General features: G+C 58.2%; 20 protein-coding genes, 1 tRNA gene and 2 pseudogenes. 9 read left to right on the plus strand and 14 right to left on the minus strand.

The features are described 5' to 3' along the window. Nucleotides 1-47: 47 nt before the first annotated feature. Nucleotides 48-2390 carry a DUF1989 domain-containing protein gene (locus tag UIA24_RS19805; protein WP_330523653.1) on the minus strand — a complete coding sequence of 781 codons (2343 nt, stop codon included), beginning with the start codon at nucleotides 2388-2390 and terminating at the stop codon, nucleotides 48-50. Between the two features lie 34 nt (nucleotides 2391-2424). Then, entirely contained in the window at nucleotides 2425-3792 is a 1368-nt protein-coding gene (locus tag UIA24_RS19810; RefSeq protein WP_065757745.1) for an NAD(P)-binding domain-containing protein, read from the minus strand. A gap of 464 nt (nucleotides 3793-4256) precedes the next feature. Here UIA24_RS19810 and UIA24_RS19815 point away from each other — a divergent pair. From UIA24_RS19815 to UIA24_RS19835, 6 genes and pseudogenes are all read left to right on the plus strand, one after another. Next, nucleotides 4257-4784, plus strand: a pseudogene (locus UIA24_RS19815) (PAS domain-containing protein); the annotation flags it as partial. Nucleotides 4785-4874: 90 nt separating this feature from the next. Continuing rightward, a pseudogene (locus UIA24_RS23380) lies at nucleotides 4875-5045 on the plus strand (methyl-accepting chemotaxis protein); the annotation flags it as partial. A gap of 128 nt (nucleotides 5046-5173) precedes the next feature. Further along, a complete protein-coding gene (hisI, locus tag UIA24_RS19820; protein ID WP_330523654.1) occupies nucleotides 5174-5587 on the plus strand; it encodes a phosphoribosyl-AMP cyclohydrolase in 414 nt (137 codons plus the stop codon). Next, nucleotides 5584-6927: a dihydroorotase gene (locus UIA24_RS19825; protein WP_330523655.1), complete on the plus strand. Its 1344-nt coding sequence runs from the start codon at nucleotides 5584-5586 to the stop codon at nucleotides 6925-6927. The genes hisI and UIA24_RS19825 overlap by 4 nt, the downstream gene beginning before the upstream one ends. 165 nt (nucleotides 6928-7092) lie before the next feature. Further along, the gene (locus tag UIA24_RS19830; RefSeq protein ID WP_330523656.1) at nucleotides 7093-8292 is read left to right on the plus strand and encodes a GGDEF domain-containing protein; all 1200 of its coding nucleotides are present in this window, start codon (nucleotides 7093-7095) and stop codon (nucleotides 8290-8292) included. A 152-nt stretch (nucleotides 8293-8444) separates the two neighbouring features. Next, nucleotides 8445-8518: transfer RNA gene (locus UIA24_RS19835), tRNA-Cys, on the plus strand. Between the two features lie 99 nt (nucleotides 8519-8617). Here the strand turns inward: UIA24_RS19835 and UIA24_RS19840 are convergent. Genes UIA24_RS19840 through UIA24_RS19880 form a run of 9 tightly spaced genes read right to left on the minus strand, consistent with a single transcriptional unit; the run spans nucleotide 8618 to nucleotide 12204 of the window. After that, complete coding sequence (locus UIA24_RS19840; RefSeq protein ID WP_330523657.1) at nucleotides 8618-9667, minus strand: tyrosine-type recombinase/integrase; 1050 nt, start codon at nucleotides 9665-9667, stop codon at nucleotides 8618-8620. 1 nt (nucleotide 9668) lies between these two features. Beyond that, nucleotides 9669-9911, minus strand: a complete 243-nt coding sequence (locus UIA24_RS19845) for a DUF4224 domain-containing protein (protein WP_330523658.1) — start codon at nucleotides 9909-9911, stop codon at nucleotides 9669-9671. A gap of 44 nt (nucleotides 9912-9955) precedes the next feature. Then, the gene (locus tag UIA24_RS19850) at nucleotides 9956-10285 is read right to left on the minus strand and encodes a hypothetical protein (RefSeq protein WP_330523659.1); all 330 of its coding nucleotides are present in this window, start codon (nucleotides 10283-10285) and stop codon (nucleotides 9956-9958) included. A gap of 52 nt (nucleotides 10286-10337) precedes the next feature. Continuing rightward, complete coding sequence (locus UIA24_RS19855; RefSeq protein WP_330523660.1) at nucleotides 10338-10571, minus strand: hypothetical protein; 234 nt, start codon at nucleotides 10569-10571, stop codon at nucleotides 10338-10340. Then, nucleotides 10568-10918 (minus strand): hypothetical protein, encoded by a 351-nt coding sequence (locus UIA24_RS19860; protein WP_330523661.1) that lies wholly within the window; start codon nucleotides 10916-10918, stop codon nucleotides 10568-10570. The genes UIA24_RS19855 and UIA24_RS19860 overlap by 4 nt, the downstream gene beginning before the upstream one ends. After that, entirely contained in the window at nucleotides 10915-11301 is a 387-nt protein-coding gene (locus UIA24_RS19865) for a phage protein NinX family protein (RefSeq protein WP_330523662.1), read from the minus strand. Before UIA24_RS19865 ends, UIA24_RS19860 begins: the two co-directional genes overlap by 4 nt. Next, on the minus strand, nucleotides 11298-11672 hold the full coding sequence (locus tag UIA24_RS19870) for a hypothetical protein (RefSeq protein WP_330523663.1): 375 nt from the start codon (nucleotides 11670-11672) through the stop codon (nucleotides 11298-11300). Before UIA24_RS19870 ends, UIA24_RS19865 begins: the two co-directional genes overlap by 4 nt. Beyond that, a complete protein-coding gene (locus UIA24_RS19875; RefSeq protein WP_330523664.1) occupies nucleotides 11669-11878 on the minus strand; it encodes a hypothetical protein in 210 nt (69 codons plus the stop codon). Before UIA24_RS19875 ends, UIA24_RS19870 begins: the two co-directional genes overlap by 4 nt. Then, the gene (locus tag UIA24_RS19880) at nucleotides 11875-12204 is read right to left on the minus strand and encodes a hypothetical protein (RefSeq protein WP_330523665.1); all 330 of its coding nucleotides are present in this window, start codon (nucleotides 12202-12204) and stop codon (nucleotides 11875-11877) included. Before UIA24_RS19880 ends, UIA24_RS19875 begins: the two co-directional genes overlap by 4 nt. A 182-nt stretch (nucleotides 12205-12386) precedes the next feature. On the opposite strand from UIA24_RS19880, the gene UIA24_RS19885 reads away from it, so the two are divergent. Continuing rightward, on the plus strand, nucleotides 12387-13637 hold the full coding sequence (locus UIA24_RS19885; protein ID WP_330523666.1) for an HNH endonuclease: 1251 nt from the start codon (nucleotides 12387-12389) through the stop codon (nucleotides 13635-13637). 40 nt (nucleotides 13638-13677) lie between these two features. Here UIA24_RS19885 and UIA24_RS19890 read toward each other — a convergent pair whose 3' ends face one another. Continuing rightward, a complete protein-coding gene (locus UIA24_RS19890; RefSeq protein ID WP_330523668.1) occupies nucleotides 13678-14469 on the minus strand; it encodes a hypothetical protein in 792 nt (263 codons plus the stop codon). Between the two features lie 49 nt (nucleotides 14470-14518). On the opposite strand from UIA24_RS19890, the gene UIA24_RS19895 reads away from it, so the two are divergent. After that, the gene (locus tag UIA24_RS19895) at nucleotides 14519-15298 is read left to right on the plus strand and encodes a hypothetical protein (protein WP_330523670.1); all 780 of its coding nucleotides are present in this window, start codon (nucleotides 14519-14521) and stop codon (nucleotides 15296-15298) included. Between the two features lie 35 nt (nucleotides 15299-15333). On the opposite strand, the gene UIA24_RS19900 is transcribed toward UIA24_RS19895, so the two are convergent. Further along, nucleotides 15334-16095, minus strand: a complete 762-nt coding sequence (locus tag UIA24_RS19900) for a hypothetical protein (RefSeq protein ID WP_330523671.1) — start codon at nucleotides 16093-16095, stop codon at nucleotides 15334-15336. A 113-nt stretch (nucleotides 16096-16208) separates the two neighbouring features. On the opposite strand from UIA24_RS19900, the gene UIA24_RS19905 reads away from it, so the two are divergent. Further along, complete coding sequence (locus tag UIA24_RS19905; RefSeq protein WP_330523672.1) at nucleotides 16209-16754, plus strand: hypothetical protein; 546 nt, start codon at nucleotides 16209-16211, stop codon at nucleotides 16752-16754. Between the two features lie 74 nt (nucleotides 16755-16828). On the opposite strand, the gene UIA24_RS19910 is transcribed toward UIA24_RS19905, so the two are convergent. Beyond that, on the minus strand, nucleotides 16829-17644 hold the full coding sequence (locus UIA24_RS19910; RefSeq protein ID WP_330523673.1) for a DUF2303 family protein: 816 nt from the start codon (nucleotides 17642-17644) through the stop codon (nucleotides 16829-16831). Between the last annotated feature and the right edge of the window lie 17 nt (nucleotides 17645-17661).

The raw sequence follows: 17661 nt of genomic DNA on the forward strand, positions 1-17661 counted from the left end.
GCGATGGACCTTGTGGCGTCGCTAGGTGTTCCGGTGAGCGTGCCGGGTCAGGCACGCACGCGGCTCTTGTCCGGGTCATAGAAGATCGGCGCACAGACCGTAGCGTCGATGCGTTTTTGCAAACCATCGACTTTACCCACCTGCAGCGCTTGGCCAGGCTCCGCGTAGGCCACATCCACCCGACACAGGGCAATATTGCTGGCCAGCAATGGCGAGCGACAGGCGCTTGTGATAACACCGACCTGCGCGCGCCCGTGGTACACGCCATCACCATGATGAGCCACTTCATTGCCTTGCAGTGTCAGCCCGACCAGTTTGTGCGTGGGATGCGCACTGCGCCGCAGCAAGGCCTCACGGCCAATAAAGTCATCGGTCTTGCTCTTGAGTGGCACACTGAAACCGATACCGGCCTCGAACGGATCGGTTTGATCGGTGAACTCGTAGCCCGCAAAAATCAGCCCGGCCTCGATGCGCAGCATGTCCAGGGCCTCCAGCCCCAGGGGCACGATCCCCAGGGGTTGGCCCAGGGCCCAGATACGGTCCCAGATTTGTTCCGCATCCTGCGGTGCGCACCATACTTCGTAGCCCAGTTCGCCGGTGTAGCCGGTACGGGAAACCATGACCGGGCAGCCGTCGAAACCGTCCAGGCGTCCGACCAGAAAGCGGAACCAGCCCAAAGCGTCCAGCCCGGGTTGAGTGGCGGGTGTCCAGATCATCTGTTTAAGCAGCTCACGGCTCAGCGGGCCTTGCACCGACAGGTTATGGATCTTCTCGCTGGCGGACTTGACCCAGACTTTCATGCCGAGCTTTTGCGCCTGTTCACGTAGCCATACCCCGGCGTACTCTTCGCCGCAGATCCAGCGGAAATTGTCCGGGCCAAGGCGCAGCAGTGTGCCGTCGTCGAGCATGCCGCCATGCTCATGGCACATGGCCGAGTAGACCACTTGGCCCACCGCCAGGCGCCTGATGTCGCGGGTCAGGCAGTACTGCAGCAACGCCTCGGCGTCGGGGCCCAGGATCTCGAATTTGCGCAGTGCAGTCAGGTCCATGACGGCAACGCGCTCACGGCAGCCGTAGTACTCGTCGATTGCCCCAAAACCATCGAAGCGCAGCGGCAGCCAACAGTTGCGGTAATTGGTAAAGCTGCCGGTCAAGGCGCTGGTGCGGGAGTGGAATGCTGTCTCTTGGGTCAGCACCGGGTCGGCATCCGCCGTTTTTCGATTGGCCATGGCGATAGAGAATCGTTCCTTGTCGGCGTAGACACGAATATGGATATCGGTCGGGTTCCAGCCGTTGGCCGGGTCGATGTCATCGGGGCAGGAGGAACTGGCACAGATCAGGTCGTTCATGGCCCGCATCAGGACGTAGTCACCCGGCCGCGACCAGGGCTCATCCATGACCATCTGTTGATGGGCGTCGATGGCCGTATTGAAAAAGAAGTTGATCGCCGGCCAGCCGCTGCGAGCCTGTACACCATGAGCCTGCAGGGCACGGCTGAGGTTGTCGCTGCAGTTGTCATGGGCAAAATAGCCATGGCTTTCGTAGTAGCGTGCGGTGCAGGCCAGGGCAAAGGCGTCGTGACGGCCGACCGTATCGCGCACAACCTCGAGCATGGGCCGCATCTGCCGATCGAAGAACTTGGCGAACAACCCAGGGGCTGGATAGGCATTGCCGTTCAGGGTGCGGGTAACGGTCTGGTCGAGGTCGAACTCCAGGCCCTTGTCCAAGTCTCGACGGTTCAGGGCAACGAAGTCCGAGGACTGGCGCCCGGCGACATCGATGACCTGGATGTACTGCCCCTTGCTCACTGCATAGCTGCGGGCGCTACCGGCAGGCAAGGTAAATTCGTCCACCAGGTCGGCCAGCGGTTCTGGCAGCGTGGGCACATGGACCAACGAGGGATTGGCACGATGCACCCGTATCCGCAGTTCACTGGGTGTTTGCTGGGAGTCCACTGACGTTGCGTGAGCCGGCGCGGCAATAATCAGCAGCAGTGGCTCGCCAAGGGTGAACTGGCGACTGTAGCCTGCCGCCGAGTCGACGCTCCACAGCATCCCTGCGCCAGGCAGGCGCTGGGTGTCGAAGCCACGTTTGGTGAGTGCCTGCAGTATGCGCTGTACCTGTCGGCTATTGCCTGCCAGCGCCTGTTGGATAAAGCCGAAACCGCTGCCAGCGATCAGCCCCAGGCTCGCCAACGCTGGGTTGATCCTGGTGCTGAAGGCCATGACCTCGCAGGGCTGGAGGCCCTCGACATCAGTTATCTGCAGGGTATCGCCCGGGCCCAGCTCGACCAGTGTCAGGCCGCCGCCGTTGACCCGGTAGTGCTCGGTCGCCGCTGTCTGTGTGAGCAGCCCGGGTTCCCATGGTCGTGAAATACGCGGTGCTTGCATGCCGCTTCTCCTGTGTCCTGAGTTCCTGGGCGGCTTAGCTGGCGGACTTGACGGTAACGTGTGGCTCGCTGAGGTAGGCCTCCATTGAGTCGTCCAGCGCCTCGAGCCAGGGGGTATGGTGGGGCGGTGACTGGGTGCCGGTCATCAGCGAGCGATAGGATTTATCACGGTAGCCCATGATGTTGGTCGCTTTGTCGTGCTTCCATTGCAGGAAGGTTTCGTTCACTGCCGGGATATCGAAGCTTGGGTAGTCCGTTGCGTCCACCAGTTGCTGGATGTACGCCCCCTGGTACTCGAACATTTGCTGGTTGGTTTGCAGCTCGGCTTCGCGTGCCTGCCATTGCAGGCAGTCGGCGTTGCGGGTGGCTGCGTCAGGCAAGGCGATACGCTGCAGGATCACGTCGCGCGCGTACCAGGCTTGAGCATCAAACATGTTGAAGGAGTACCACTGGTCCTGCATACCGAGGTAGATCAGCTTCGGGTTGGGTTCCCAGAAAATCCCCTTGTAGAGATTGCGCGGCCAAAGGCGGTTGTCAGTTTTCAGACTCAGCGATTCAGGCAGGAACGGGAAGTGGTGCTTGTACCCGGTGCACAGAATCACCGCGTCGATCGGCTTGCTGGTGCCGTCGATAAAGTAGGCCCGGTCGTTCTCCAGGCGTTGTAGCAGGGGCTTTTCTTCCCAGTTCGATGGCCAGTTGTAGCCCATGGGCGAGGTACGATAGCAACTGGTGATACTGCGGGCGCCATACTTGTAGCACTGCGAGCCAATGTCCTCGGCAGAGTAGCTGCTACCGACAATCAAGAGGTTCTTGTCTTTGAATTCCAGTGCTTCGCGGAAGTCATGGGCATGCAGAATACGCCCGGCAAACTGTTCAAAACCTGGGAAGTAGGGGACTATTGGCGTCGAGAAGTGCCCACAGGCATTGATCACGTAATCAAATTCTTCCAGGGTCTCGGTATCGTTCTGGTAGTCATGGGCCAGAACGGAGAAGCGCTGAGTGTGCTCATCGAAGCTGACCTGACGCACCACCGTGTTGAAGCGGATGTAATCGCGTACGCCGGCTTTCTCGACGCGGCCCTTGATGTAGTCCCATAGGACTTCACGGGGAGGGTAAGAGGCGATTGGTCGGCCAAAATGCTCTTCAAAGGTGTAGTCGGCAAACTCCAGGCACTCTTTCGGCCCGTTCGACCAGAGGTAGCGGTACATGCTGCCGTGGACCGGCTCGCCGTTTTCATCCAGGCCGGTGCGCCAGGTGTAGTTCCACATGCCGCCCCAGTCTTGTTGCTTTTCGAAGCAGACCAGTTCGGGAATGGCAGCGCCTTTGTCCCGAGCCGATTGAAACGCCCGAAGTTGTGCCATGCCGCAAGGGCCTGCACCAATAATTGCAACGCGTGAGTTCATGGGTGTGCCTCTTAGTCCGAATTGACATCAGCGTGTTCCGCATCAGTGATGCGATAATTCCTGTCCGGAAAAATACTTGCCCAAAAGGAATCTCTGCTCAATCCGGAAAAAGAGGTATGCCTAAAGAGGTAGCTTGATAGAAACCACTGGCGATATACCCACAAAGAGGTATCTGTGTGGCGCGAAGCCCCTTGTTATAGTCCGACAGGCGTTTGCTCACCCGCGCACTCGCCAGAACAACGCGAGCGTAGTGTTCACTGTCAGGAGAAGTCGCCATGTGGTTCAGACATTCCGCAACCGCGCTGGCTGTTGAACTTACCCGCATGATGAAGTGCCTGTTGGTCGAACAACCGGCAGATATCAATCAGGCCGTGGGGTTGAAGCGTCAACCTGAATTGCTTGCCGTTTTTCAGGCATTGAGCGAGCAATGGCACGCTCATCTGCAGTGGCAGCGTCAGGCTGCCATGGTGCCGACGGCGCCTTGCAGCGCTGAGGACTATCAGCGTTTGCTCGGGCAATTGGCCGATGTCGAGCATCAGCGTCTTGAACTTGAGGCCGAGTTGGCGCATTGCCGCGAAGAACGGGCGGCAACGGCCGAGGTGCAAAATCGTCGGGTAGAAGATGAGCAGGCGTGGGCGCTCACCAGGCAGGCGCTGACAGAGGGGTGTTGGGACCTCACGGTCGTTAATGGTGATGCTGATCATCCGAAGAACATAATCCGGTGGTCTGACCAGTTTCGCCAGCTTATCGGCTACAGCCCTGAAGAGTTCGCAGATGGTTGGGACAGTTTTTTTGCCGTTGCGCAGCCGCAGGACCTGAAAAATGTCATGCGGGTGTTTGCTGAGTGCACGGCTAAAAACTCGGCTCAGTCTACCTACACCGTTGAATACCGCATGCGGCACAAAACCCGCGGTGAAACCTGGTACCGCGAGCGTGGTTGTTGCTTGCGCGATGCTCAAGGTGTGTTGCTCAGGGTGGTGGGTGCGGTACGTGACATCAGTGACGAGAAGGCTGCTGAAGCCCTGCGTACCCGTGAGCAAGACACGATAAGGAACACCTATGGAGAAATCGCCAAGGTGGCAGGTGCGATCAAAGGGATTGCCGAACAGACCAACCTGTTGGCACTGAACGCGGCCATCGAAGCCGCCCGTGCTGGTGAGCAGGGGCGTGGTTTTTCTGTGGTGGCCGATGAGGTTCGCAACCTGGCCAAGCGTACCCAGGAGTCGGTGCAGCAGATTCAGACGATGCTCAAACGAGACGAGTGAACCGCCATCACCTGCGCACGGGCTAGACAGTCGTGATACGCAGTGATGCGGTGTAGAGGCACTTGGAATGTTAATGTTATAAGATAACATTTGTTTCCGGAATCAGGTGCCTCAGCATGTCGCTTCTCGCGTTGGAGAAGGCCCCGGCGGGCTTTCGTTACCCCCTTTCACAAGCACTCGATGCCCTTCCCTGGAATGAGCAGGGCTTGATTGCGGCTATTGCACAGCAGCATGACACGGGCCAGGTACTGATGCTGGCCTGGATGAACCGTACGGCATTGGAGCAAACCCTGGCCACCGGGCGGGTGAGTTACTGGTCGCGTAGTCGGCATCAGCTGTGGCGCAAGGGCGATACGTCCGGGCATGTCCAGCAATTGATCGAAGCGCGTCTGGACTGCGATGGCGATGCCATCCTGCTGCAGGTGGAGCAGCACGGGCCTGCCTGCCATACCGGGCGCCCAAGCTGTTTTTACAATGTGATTTGCGGTCAGCAGATCGAAGTACAGGGTGCGCCGGGAGGTCAGCTGTGAGCAGTGTGCTGATCCGTAATGCCCGCTTGGTCAATGAAGGGCGCATCGTCGACGCTGACCTGCTGGTTGCCCATGGTCGTATCGAAAAGATCGCGGGCAGCATTCAGGGGCGCAACGCCAGTGTGGAAATCGACGCCGCCGGGCAATGGTTGCTGCCCGGCATGATCGACGACCAAGTGCATTTTCGCGAACCTGGCGCACCGCACAAGGCCAGCATCGCCAGCGAGTCACGCGCCGCCGTGGCCGGTGGTATCACCAGCTACATGGACATGCCCAATACCCACCCGGCAACGCTGGACCTGAACGCGCTGGCCGACAAGAAGTCCCGCGCTGCGCGCAGTTCGGTGGCCAACTACGGCTTTCACTTTGGCGTCAGCAAGGACAACCTTGAGACGGTAGCCCGCCTTGACCCGCGCGAGGTGGCGGGGGTGAAGGTGTTCATGGGCGCGTCTACCGGCGACATGCTGGTCGATGACCCGTTGCTGCTGGAGCGGCTGTTCGCCTGTGTGCCGACCGTGCTGTTGGCCCATTGCGAGCACACGCCGTCGATTCTTGCCAATGAAGCACAGTTTCGCGCGCGCTACGGTGACCTTATCAGCCCCGCGCTGCACCCGCAGATTCGCAATGTCGAGGCCTGTTTTCGCTCATCAAGCCTGGCGGTGGAGCTGGCGCGGCGTTTTGGTACGCGGCTGCACGTGCTGCACCTGAGCAGCGCCCGTGAGCTGGCACTGTTCGAGGACAAACCGCTGGCTGAAAAGCACATCAGCGCCGAAGTCTGTGTGCATCACCTGGTGTTCGACGACCGTGACTATCCAGCGTTGGGCAACCGCATCAAGTGCAACCCCGCGATCAAGTCCCAGGCGGACCGCGATGCCTTGCGCCAGGCCTTGTTGGGCAATCGCCTGGACGTGATCGGCACCGACCATGCCCCGCACACCCTTGAGGAGAAAAGCGTGCCTTACAGTCAGGCACCGTCCGGCCTGCCTTTGGTGCAGCACGCGTTGCCAGCGCTGCTGGAACTGGTTGAGCAAGGCCTATTGCCGCTGACACGTCTGGTGGAAAAGACCAGCCATGCCGTCGCTGAGTTGTTCGCGATTTCGGAGCGGGGTTACCTGCGCGAAGGTTACTGGGCGGACTTGGTGCTGATCGAGCGCCTGGCGCAGCCGCGCGCTGTCGACCTCGATCCGTTGCTTGCCCATTGCCAATGGACGCCGTTCAGCGGTCGAGCATTTCATCACCGTGTGGCCACCACCCTGGTTTCGGGACAGTTGGCCTGGCATCAGGGCCGCCTGTTCGATGATTGCCAGGGCCTGCCGCTGTCTTTCACCCCTCGCCGGTAAATGCCCCTGAGAGGCGTGGATAGAGGCTGTGCTTGAGGCTGGTCACTGGCGGCCAGCCTTCGACCCTGAGTAGCATGACGCCGGCAAGACTTGCCAGCATGGCGGTGTAAGCGCAAGCTCTGGCGCTTATGCGGTATCCCCACCTCAAGGACGCAGTGAGCTGCCATGGTCGCGCATACGCCAACGTTGTTTGCCTCCGTTGCCCTTGTGGCAACCATCATGGCGTTCTGCTTGATTCTCGTGGCCCAGTACAACCAGCGCGACGGTGTATTGACCACCGGGGTCGGCTTGCTTGCCCATGCGGCTGCCTATGTCTGCTACACCCTCTATGGGCACGGCCCTTTGTGGCTCACCTATGGCGTGGCCAACACCTTGTTGTCGATTGCACTGGGTTACTACGCCATCAGCATCTTCCGGATTCGTGACCTGACGGTGCCCTGGCTTCGCGTGTTCAGCCTGCCGCTAGTCATGCTGGTGTCGATGGCGCTGCTGATCGACACCCTGGAACTGCGCATGTTGGCGGCATCGCTGGTGCTGATCCTGCAATGCCTGTTGATTGTTTGTCTGGCTTACCGGTACAGCGAGCCCGGGGGCAGGGCGCAGGTGTTGCTGATTATCGGCGGGAGCATCAGCCTGATCGGCCTGGGCATGCGTGTGGTGGCGATCCTGCTCGGTGGCGCAGCCGAGATGCAATATAACGTCAGCAACCTGACGCAAACCATTTCCGTGAGTATCGGGACGGCGACGGTGATGATGTACTCACTCGGCCTGGTGTTGCTGTCGAAGGAGCGCAGCGAGTCGAAGCTGCAGCACATGGCCCATCGTGATGTCTTGACCGGTATGCTCAATCGACGGGCGATCCTGGAGCGGTTCTCGGACGAACTGGAACGCGCGTATCTGACCAGGGCCAGCCTGGCGGTGGCGATGATCGACATCGACCACTTCAAGCAGATCAATGATATTCACGGTCACCTTGTCGGTGACTCAGTGCTTGTCCATTGTGCGCGGCACTTGAAGAAACGCCTGCGTCATGCCGACATCATTGGCCGTTACGGCGGCGAGGAATTCCTCGTGCTGCTGCCGTCCACCGATGCCGAGGGTGCGCTGGCCGTTCTCGACGCACTGCGTATGTCATTGGCGAGGGCACCGGCGGTGGTCGATGGGCTGAGTATCCCGGTGTGCTTCAGTGCCGGCGTGTGGTGCGGCACTCCCGAGCCAGGCGACAGCACGGCGAACCTGATTGCCAGGGCCGATGTCGCCCTCTATGAGGCCAAAGCCTCCGGTCGAAACACGGTGCGGTTGGCACCTGTTGTACCAGAAGCCTCGGCAGGCTATGCCCGCGACAGTGTTCAGGCACCCGGTTAGCGCGCTTAGAAGAAAAAATGTGAACAAGGGGTTGCCAAGGTCAAAAAACGAGTACATAATCCCGCTCACTCCACAGGGAGTCAGCAAAAACTCTTTAGATAACAAAGAGTTGAAGCGAGTTTGAAGCAGCGATAGCAGCTTCGGACATTTGAGGCCGAGTAGCAAAGTGGTTATGCTCCGGATTGCAAATCCGTCTACGCCGGTTCGATTCCGACCTCGGCCTCCATATTTGAAAGCCCCGCAGATTAACGTCTGCGGGGCTTTTTCGTTGTGGGCTGAAAAACCAATAGTCCCAAAACTTTTAGAGGCCAGTCCCAAAACTATCTCATTTTGAGGGCTTGGCGATGGCGCCGACACGACGATAAACACGCTCGGTGATGCTCTCTTTCGAGTGCCCCAGCAACAGACTGGCGTCGGCCAGATCGGTAATTTCGGATGCGGCCTTCGGGCGAATGTCTCTGAACTGAAACTGTGTGATGCGGTTCGCCAGTTCTGGCTGCTTTTCGCTGAGCGCCCTCGCTGCTGCCGCCTCTCGGGCATCCTGCCAGCGGTTACGCAGCATCTCCCAGGAGAGCCGCTTGCCGTTCGCGCTCAGGATGAAGAACGGCGAAAGGTGATTGCTGGTCCTGCGCTTGATGCGCTCCAGCAGGGTGCCTAGGCTGTTGTTCACCCCATCCACTTCCAGGAGGATCCTCAGCCGCTTACCCGTCTTGCCTTGGCTGACCAGCAGATAGATCCCCTCTACATCGTCCTTTCGCATGGATAGCACGTCCGCTGGCCGTTGACCGGTCAGGTATGCCAAGTCCATCGCATCCTTCAGCTCCGCTGCAGCCTCCTCATACACCGCCTGCCAAACTGCCTCATTGGCGTAATAGTCGCGCGGCTTCTCTTTGTTCTTCCTAACCCCCACGCAGGGGTTCTCCTTTGTCGTCAGTCCCCATTCCCTCGCTATGTTAAACACGTGGGATAGCAGTGCGATTTCCCTGTTTGCTCTGGTTTTCGCCGAGCGGCTATCTCTGTACTGGGCAACCATGGCAGGGGTGATTGCGTCGATTGGAGCGCTATCAAATACCTCCCGCAGCTGTCTCAGCTCCCCGGCATTATCCCGCTGCGTTCTAGGCGCCTTCTTCGGGATAATGTGTAGAGCGTACTGGTCGAAAATCCCTTTCATGATCGTCAGTTCGGCCGGTGTGGCTTTCGCCTCGAGCTCGGCCCACTTCAGCTTTGCTTTGGTGAGATCGTTGCCCAGGAAAATGTCTTTGCCGGACGGCGCGCGATAGTACAGCGCCTCCCAAACCTTGCCGTTGGCACGTACTCGTTTGCGCCGATACATGCCCGGGGGGAGATCTCGATTCTCAGTTTTGCGTGGTCGCATTTCACTTCACTCGGGAAAAATCAGGTGTCCATGCCGGTTTCGGCAGTGATGGCGGGCTGATTGGTACAACCTCGATGGTCATGCCTAGCTTCACGCGAGCGTATTGTCGGCCAACCAGAGGTCTACCACCGCGACTCTCCACGAAGTGCCAGTTGCGATCATTGAGCCAGCGGCGCTGCCAGCCCCTGGCCTTGTAGCCGGTCAGTTCGGCCAGTTCTGTGTCCGAAAGGATTTCGGTTTCCATGGGATAGGCTCCACGCCGCGCATGGCGGCAGAGGTGGGGAGGGGTTAGTAGTCGTTGCTGGAGCTTGAGCTGCTATCGCTCGAACTGGATGAGCTGCAGCTGTCGCTTGGCGAGTAGCTGCTGCCGCTGTCATGCCCTCCAGAACTTTGGCTTGAGCAACTGCTGTGGGATCGGGGCGGCTCGTAGCTGTCGACCTGGTTGACCGGGTTCAGTGGACTGAACGGGCTCAGGGGGTTGAGCGGGTCAAGCATCGGGTCTGGTCTTCCGGCAGCCGGGCTGCGACCAGCGGTGTAGCCGGTTGATGGCGGTGCAGAGGCTGCCGTGCGCTGCGGCTTTGCCTTGCGACGAAACAGGCGGGTCAGAAAATTGGGCATGACTCATCCTCGCCCGCCTACCGGCAGGCTTGAGTTGTTGTAGGGGGAGGGGTTACTGAATCTTGCCGGTTAGGCGTTCGCGCCATGTCAGGCGCCGGGGTAAGTGCTCACGGTCATCCACCTCGACCACCACATAAGCGCAGCGATCAAAGTCAGCTTCGCGCCGCTCCTTGAGCCAGCAAGCTTCCTTCTGGGCTTCTTCCTGAGTGACGGCCTTCAGCTCATGAACGTTGAATCCTTTGCTGGAGACGTGCCATCCGTGGATCACTGCAATGAATCGGCTCATGGCTTCTTTTCCTGTGATCGAGCTATGGCCTTGCCCATTAGGGCAATCGACATGCGCCGACGCTCTTGCACGGCTGGGCTGTCCGGGTCGTAGTTGGCGCCCAGGTAGGTCTTTGGTTCGGTGTTCATTGCCCGCTTCACGCGCTCGAAGTTCTCGTCGCGCTGCCATACGCTGCTGTACACCAGGATCGGCTTTTTGCCTTGCGCTTCGGCCTCGGCCAGCTTCCAGATGGCCTGGCGGTCGAACGTCATCAGGGCATCCATGGCGCACACAGCCAGGCGCAGGTCGTCATAATCTGGGCGTTCGCCGGATTTCGCGGCTTCGATGATTTCTCCGAGGGACTTCATGGCAGTAGCTCCTTCGGCACCTGGACTGTGTTACCGGTGATCTTGGTTATTACGGCTCTGCAGATCGCCACGAGTGGGCTCGGGCCCATCAGCCAGTCGGTTGGCTCATTCGGTCTGCTGGGGTAGGCGGTCCAGCCACCCAGCGCTGGGCCATCACCTATCTGGTGCTTTATCTTCAACGGACCGCCAAGCGCCCAGCTCTCTTGCGGGTTGTACCGCTCGCACCGCTCGGTTGCTTCGCCGCGATAGTTCACGAACACCCTGGCCGGCGCGCCGTAGTGCGGCTTGGCCACATGCACATCCAGCCTCTGGGCCTTGGCGACCGCCCAGGCCAGCGCCTCGCCTACTAGGTCTGCCGTCTTTAGTTCGATGAGGTCGGTCATGGCGCCACCTGCTGCGTGTTGCACAGCACGACTTCGTCGTCATCCAAGGCCTCTACAGGTCCTAGCTCGGCGAGCGCTTTGAGCGCAGCGGGGCGATTGGTCTCCAATGCTTGTCGCTCGGCCGACTTCCAGATGTCTAGACCGGTTCCGCTACTGCCATTGTTGCTGTAGCGGCTGCAGCCCTCAGCATCTTCCTTGGCAGACTCCAGAAAATCCTGTGTACGGCAGTTCGGGCACAGATTGGTGCAGTCTTGCGGGTCGTATCCTTCGCCTGTCCCTGCGTCGAAAAGGTACCCGCCCGGGCGGCATTCCCAGTCGCCGACCGAGTACCCGCAGGCGCTCGACTCAGGCTTTGCGTTAGCTTGATTCACAGCTGATACCTCTCATCAATCCAGCGCCCAGGCGCCAGTGCGGGTGTAGGTTCGGGTTGTGTTTCGTGCGGGGAGAGCTGGCGCTCGTTGCTGGCCTGGATCTGGCAAACCTTGGTCTCGCGCCCGATGAACATCCCCACGCAGAATGTCTGCACCAGGGCTAGGAGTCCGATCAGCACAGCCATGACCACTTGGTGGCGCTTCATGGCTTAACCTCGCGGCGCGCCCACCAGCACACTGGGCCATCATCGGTATCGTGGATGGACAGACAGAACCAGCCATCGCCTTCGGGCTTGCCAGGCTCCCAGTAGCCGCAATGTGGCTCGCCAGCCTCGAAGTAGCGATCAACGATCTCTTCCGGCGCATCGGTTTCCAGGCTGACCATGGCTACCTGCAGGCCCTGTTGCGCTATCCAGGTCTTGCACTTCTCGCCGTCGCCCTCTTCGAATTCGGGCAGATCGGGGTGGAAGAACATTCCGTATTCATCGCGCACGACCGGAGCCGGCTGGATCAGCTTGATTTCTTCAGGCATGACTTCGTCCTTGCCGCCATATCGCGGCTGTTCAATAGATGGGAGAGGGGTTACAGCGGGATGGCGTACAACTGTGCTCCTGATTCGAATCAGCTGTCTGATAGAAATCATCAGGTGATCTGCTCGGCTATAGCGAGGGAGAGTGATATCGTTCTGCCACTTAAACTACTACAGGTGCAAGGATGTCAGACCCCAAAACGATGATTGTCGGACGATCAATGCAAGTTTCCTCTGCTGTTTATTTTTTGGATAAACAAGGACGCGAGATTCGTCCGATCTTTCAGAGAGATCGAAGCACCGGACTAAGCTCCTATCGGATTTATCCGCACGGCGGCAACGAAAAAGCACAGGACGTTAAAGTATTTTCTCAAGCGGAATTGGTAATGTATGCAAAGCAAGGTAAATCTATTCGTTGCTTGCTGCCCGGGGGCGCTAGTAGTAATCGTTCTCTGATGTCCGAAGACGTAGCTAGCCTTGTGGTCGAGGACGAACTGTCTTCGCCCCGTCGCTATTGGTGGGTGAACCACAAGCAGACATACCAAGCCGAACTTGAAGGTGGCTACATCTGGTCGCCAACGAAAAACCAAAACGGTGCTCGAAATCAGACTTATATCAATCTGACATTGGTCAGACCAGGCGACCTGATTGTTTCCTATGCTGGCGCACAGATTAAAGCAATTGGCGTTGCGATATCGCGCTATGAAGATCAAGTCAAGCCAGACGCTTTCGGCCAGGCTGGGCAAAATTGGTCTGATGCTGGGTGGCTGGTTGCTGTTGAGTGGATCGAATTAGAACACGCCATCATACCAAAAGATCACATTACGGCCATCGCCAAGCTATTGCCGGCAAAGAACTCCCCGCTTCAAGCCAACGGAAACGGTAACCAGGGTTGCTACCTGGCCAGTATTTCCTCTGAGCTCGGCTCCCTTATCCTCGGTCTGTCCCAATCAGCTGGTAGCGCTATCGCTGAGCGTGTTCAAGAGCTAGAGGATGAGCTCAAAGCGGATGAGGTCGAGAGCGAGATCAAGCTCAACCAAGAACTGCTTCCAACTGAACGAGAGCAGTTGGTCCGCTCTCGAATCGGCCAGGGTGCATTCCGCCTTCACGTACTGGAACTTGAAAAGGCCTGCCGCTTAACAGGCGTGTCCGATGGACGCTTCCTTATCGCTAGCCACATTAAACCTTGGAAGGATTGCTCGAACTTTGAGCGCTTAGATGGTCACAATGGACTAATGTTGGCGCCTCATGTAGACAAGCTTTTTGACCGAGGCTGGATAACTTTCCATGATAATGGGGAGCTACTAATCGCGGATGAAGCTGAGAGCGTCGTTTCGGCCTGGGGACTGACTTCTGAAGCAAATGTTGGCGAGTTTACACCGGAGCAGCGACAGTATCTGGAGTACCACCGGTTAGAGGTTTTCAAAGGCAGATGATAGGCAGAACTGGGCTGGTTTCTCCTGAATGGGTTGAAACCTAGGAAGCAAAGGTTGGCTGAGCTTTAGCTATGATGTCGGCTTCGGCCAGCTCGCAGAAGAACGAGCAGGCAGGCAACTCTTCGTTGCGGCGCACTGGGCCATCGCCCAGATCACGCAGTGAAAATCGCACGTTGGTGGTCCGGTTGCGGAACAGGTATGAGCCTTCGCCGAGGTCGTCCTGAATGGCGCACAGCGCCTCAAACTGCTCCGGAAAGTCCTGGCGTATGGCTCGGAAGTAGCCTTCGCCACCTTTCACGCAGCCGATGCAGTTGGCGTTGTCGTAGCCCATCCGGTACATCAGGGGCAGCTCGATGCCAGCGCGCAGCAGGATCGCCTTGCAGTCGTCTTTGCCCAGGCCTCGATCGATCAGTGGGGCAATCACGGGGCGGTCAGGGTTTCGTTCTCGGAAGTCCTCCAGACGTCCCACTTCTTCTGCTGTGTATCCGAACACCATCACGTCGCCGGGCTGTTTCCAGGTATCGAGCAGACGCCGCTTGAGGATCTTGGTGCATGGTGCGCCGGTGCGACCCTTCATGTACCGCTCGCGGCGAAACACCTCGTGGGCGTCGGCTCCGTACTTCTCGTCGCGCAGCACGGTGATCTGCTGGCCGAACCACTTTTCGCAGTCCTGGGCGAACCGTCGGTTGTCCTCATGCTCGTTGGCCAGGAACGCGTTGATGATCTGCACGTCGTGCGTGCTGCCGTACTCGGCAAGGGCCAGCTTGGTGGCCACCGCCGAAGCGGCGCCGCAACTGAACTGGCAGACAATGCGTGCAGGACTTTTAGGCATAGCGAAACCTCTATAGCATCATGGCTCGACAGGAGCAGGACCAACCAGTATGGAAAACAGAACTAATAAGCTTTTGGGGCTTGCGGGGATTTTAGGCGCACTATTGATTGCCTTAGTTTCTTTGTTCTATGCCAAGAATTTCAGAGGTGACATATCCGGTTCGCAAGAAATTTGGGGGCAGTTTGGTGATTACTTTGGAGGGATTCTAAATCCGATATTGTCATTTTTCGCCTTTTGCGCATTGCTCTACACGGTCCACCTACAGCTTCAAAGTTCGCGAGAGGCGGAGGCGCGCCACGATGAACAGATATTTGACTCCCGGCTATTTAAAATACTTTCGGTGAGTTTCGAGCTCGGTCTGGCGCTTCGGCTGCAGGATATCAATCCCAGCAGAATTATGTCGTTTGATGGCTTAAGGGCTGTTAATTACTCTTGGCACGTGTTTTCAACGCAGTTTATTAGTGATGTAGATGTTAAGACCAATCCGGTAGCAATTTTCAAGGCCGCCAAGGTAAGGCTGGAGCAGCTAAAGCGGCTGCATGGAAGCGTTGTGTGGGCCTACTTGGATTCAGTGGGGTTCGCTCTGGATTTCTCCCTTAGAAGCTCAATAAATCCAGCGCAGACAACTTTTGCACTCAACGCTCTCCGGTCTCAGATGACATCTGGCGGTCGTGGGCTACTGTTTTATTACCTGCTGTGTTCGGAGGAAAGGTGCAGGTATTTGCCTGCATTGATGGCGACTTACTATTTCGACGACGTTGTAGATGACCCTCTAGCAGAACACAGACAAAATTTGTTTGCAGCTGCTGCAGCGTTTCATCAGGCTTAAATATCATCGAGTATTTCGCTGGCTGCGCTGAAGGGTCAGGCAGCTTTCGCTTCGGTTTGCTGGGCGACGATAGCCTTGGCGGCGTGGTTGATCAGGTACAGCCGGTTGATAAGGCTGTCTCGCGGCTTGTCGATGGTGATCTCCCAGTAGTCGCAGCCCAGTCCGAGCACTTCGTGGTGCTCGCTCATGAACATGCTGGCTTGTTCGACATAGCTGATGTCGTCGGCCTCGCGCAGCAGGTCATTGAGCCTGTCCCAGAAGTCGCGCTCGTCCTCGCCGAACTTGATACCTGCGAGCCTCTCTTTGACCAGGTTGCGCAGCTCATACCACCGGCCTGCTTCACCGACTCCGCCGTCGTTGCGCATCCATTCGGGCAGGGCGGCGTACTGGTCGTCGTCATTGGTGCTTTCGCAGATCTGACTGCAGACGCCTGTCACGATGGCGGCGCGGAAGGCTTCCTCATCGAACTCGCGCTCGCGGCAATGCTCTTCGAGTTTCGAGTGGATGTAGTAGCCGATGTCATCCCCGGCCAGGAACTCGATGCCGTAGGAGAGTCCGACATTGAAGGTCAGACCGTCGATGTCGCCGACAGTAGCAATGCCGAAGCGGGTGATCAGGATGTCGAAGGCGTAGCAGGTGGTGCCCGGGGCTTTGCAACGCCAGGCCTTCAGCTGATCGGTGTTGGCCAGGACGGTGTACTGGTGGTCCTTCAGGCATTCGGCGGCGCGCTCCCGGCGCTTGGCCTCTTCGGCTTTGCGCTTAGCGATCCATTCTTGGTGGCGTTGTTCGTCGCTCATGACTTTGTCCTGGGCATGCGCCGCCCTCCGTGGCCTGTGGGCGGCATGGTGGCAATTTGGTTTGGGATGGGGTATTACGGGTGATCGGCATGGGGCCGGGGTTAAGGAATGCTATGGCTGATATATTTTTGGACGATGTCCGTGGGTACTGGAGAGATCTGGCGGCCCCTGCCTTCGAGGAGTTCTGGAGGGAGTACCAAAGCGACGGTGAGTTTTCAGGAAGTCGCGTTATCCTTGTTTATCGCAGAATGATTGCGGCGGCTTTCTTCCTGAATCACCTTGCTGACAAGGCAGCCACTCTCCAAGGGTTAACCAATCCGATCCAGCTCATCAACCTCATCAAAATTCAGGACCCTGATTCCGCGAATCAGATGGACGCTTGTCGACATTTCGTAAACGATGCGAAGCATGAGATGAAACGGATCCAAGAGGCATCCCTTAGATCAAGGGAAGCTAATTTTGATAATGAGGGTGCCGGGAAGGTGCTTCAGTTCAACATGCTGTCCACAGACGGCAAGTGCCTGTATGACCTTTGCCTTACTGTTTGTGCAGTTTGGCGGTTTTGGATTTCGTACTTTGACGGATCTTCTGAAGTCAATTTCCGGGACGCTATCTCTCAACGGGCGGGCGCTAATACCTCGTCACCCGGATCCTGCTGAATCATCAGCATGCTCTTCCGGTCGAAGGCCAGCGCCACAGACCACGGAATCGTAATTTGTGGCGCTGAGTTGGCTTACTTTGCGTCGAAGGTTCCAAGGGATAGGACAGCAGCACTGCCTACCTTCTCTTCAAGCACTGCCTTGAACTCCTGGGCAATCTCTTCGCGCTGAGCCTCCTCGCCGATCCAGCGCAGCTTCAGCACCGGTTGCGAGCCACTGGTGATGACCGATACGCGCAATCGGATTACCTGCTCGCCCAGACCCTCGAACGGGATGACCTTGAAGTCCAGCCAGGCCGGCAAGGTTTCTTTGCTGCTGGCCTCGATCTGGTCCATGGTGCTGCGGCTGGCGCGGGTCTCGCCAACTGCGTGATCACTTTCCGACGAGGCCTTCACAGTGATGGTGCGTACTGCAGCGATTGCCTTGGCGATCGACATGCCGGTGCCATCTTCGGCTGTGGCCACCAGGTGCTGGTGCCAGTCTTCAATCCAGTCGCTCATGGCCTTCTGGTTCAGGGCCTGGCCGCCCACCGCCTGTACAGCGGCGAACGCTGCCGAGGCCTTCAGGCGCAGCACGGCTCGGTCATCGGCGTGGCCTGGGTTCGCTGGGGTGCCAATGTTGAAGAGCACAACGCAGCTCATGGCATCCTGATCGATGAAGCCTTTTGCATCAGGCGCGGCGCGCTCGACGACGTACCCGCTGAAGTCAGCTAGCGAATGGGTGGAGTAGGTGCCACGGAAGCGGCTACGGCCTGCCTGGAATCGTTCCAGGTCGATAACTGTGGCGCTGTCAGGAACCAGAACAGCAGGGGTGTTGGTTGGCAGGACTTTGCCAGCGGCGGCCAAGGCGTTATCGGTGATGAGCTGGACTGCTTCTTTGCTGAGGGACATTCGTATTTTCCTTTCAG

It is taken from the genome of Pseudomonas sp. AL 58, assembly GCF_036348395.1.
Lineage (GTDB): Bacteria > Pseudomonadota > Gammaproteobacteria > Pseudomonadales > Pseudomonadaceae > Aquipseudomonas > Aquipseudomonas defluvii.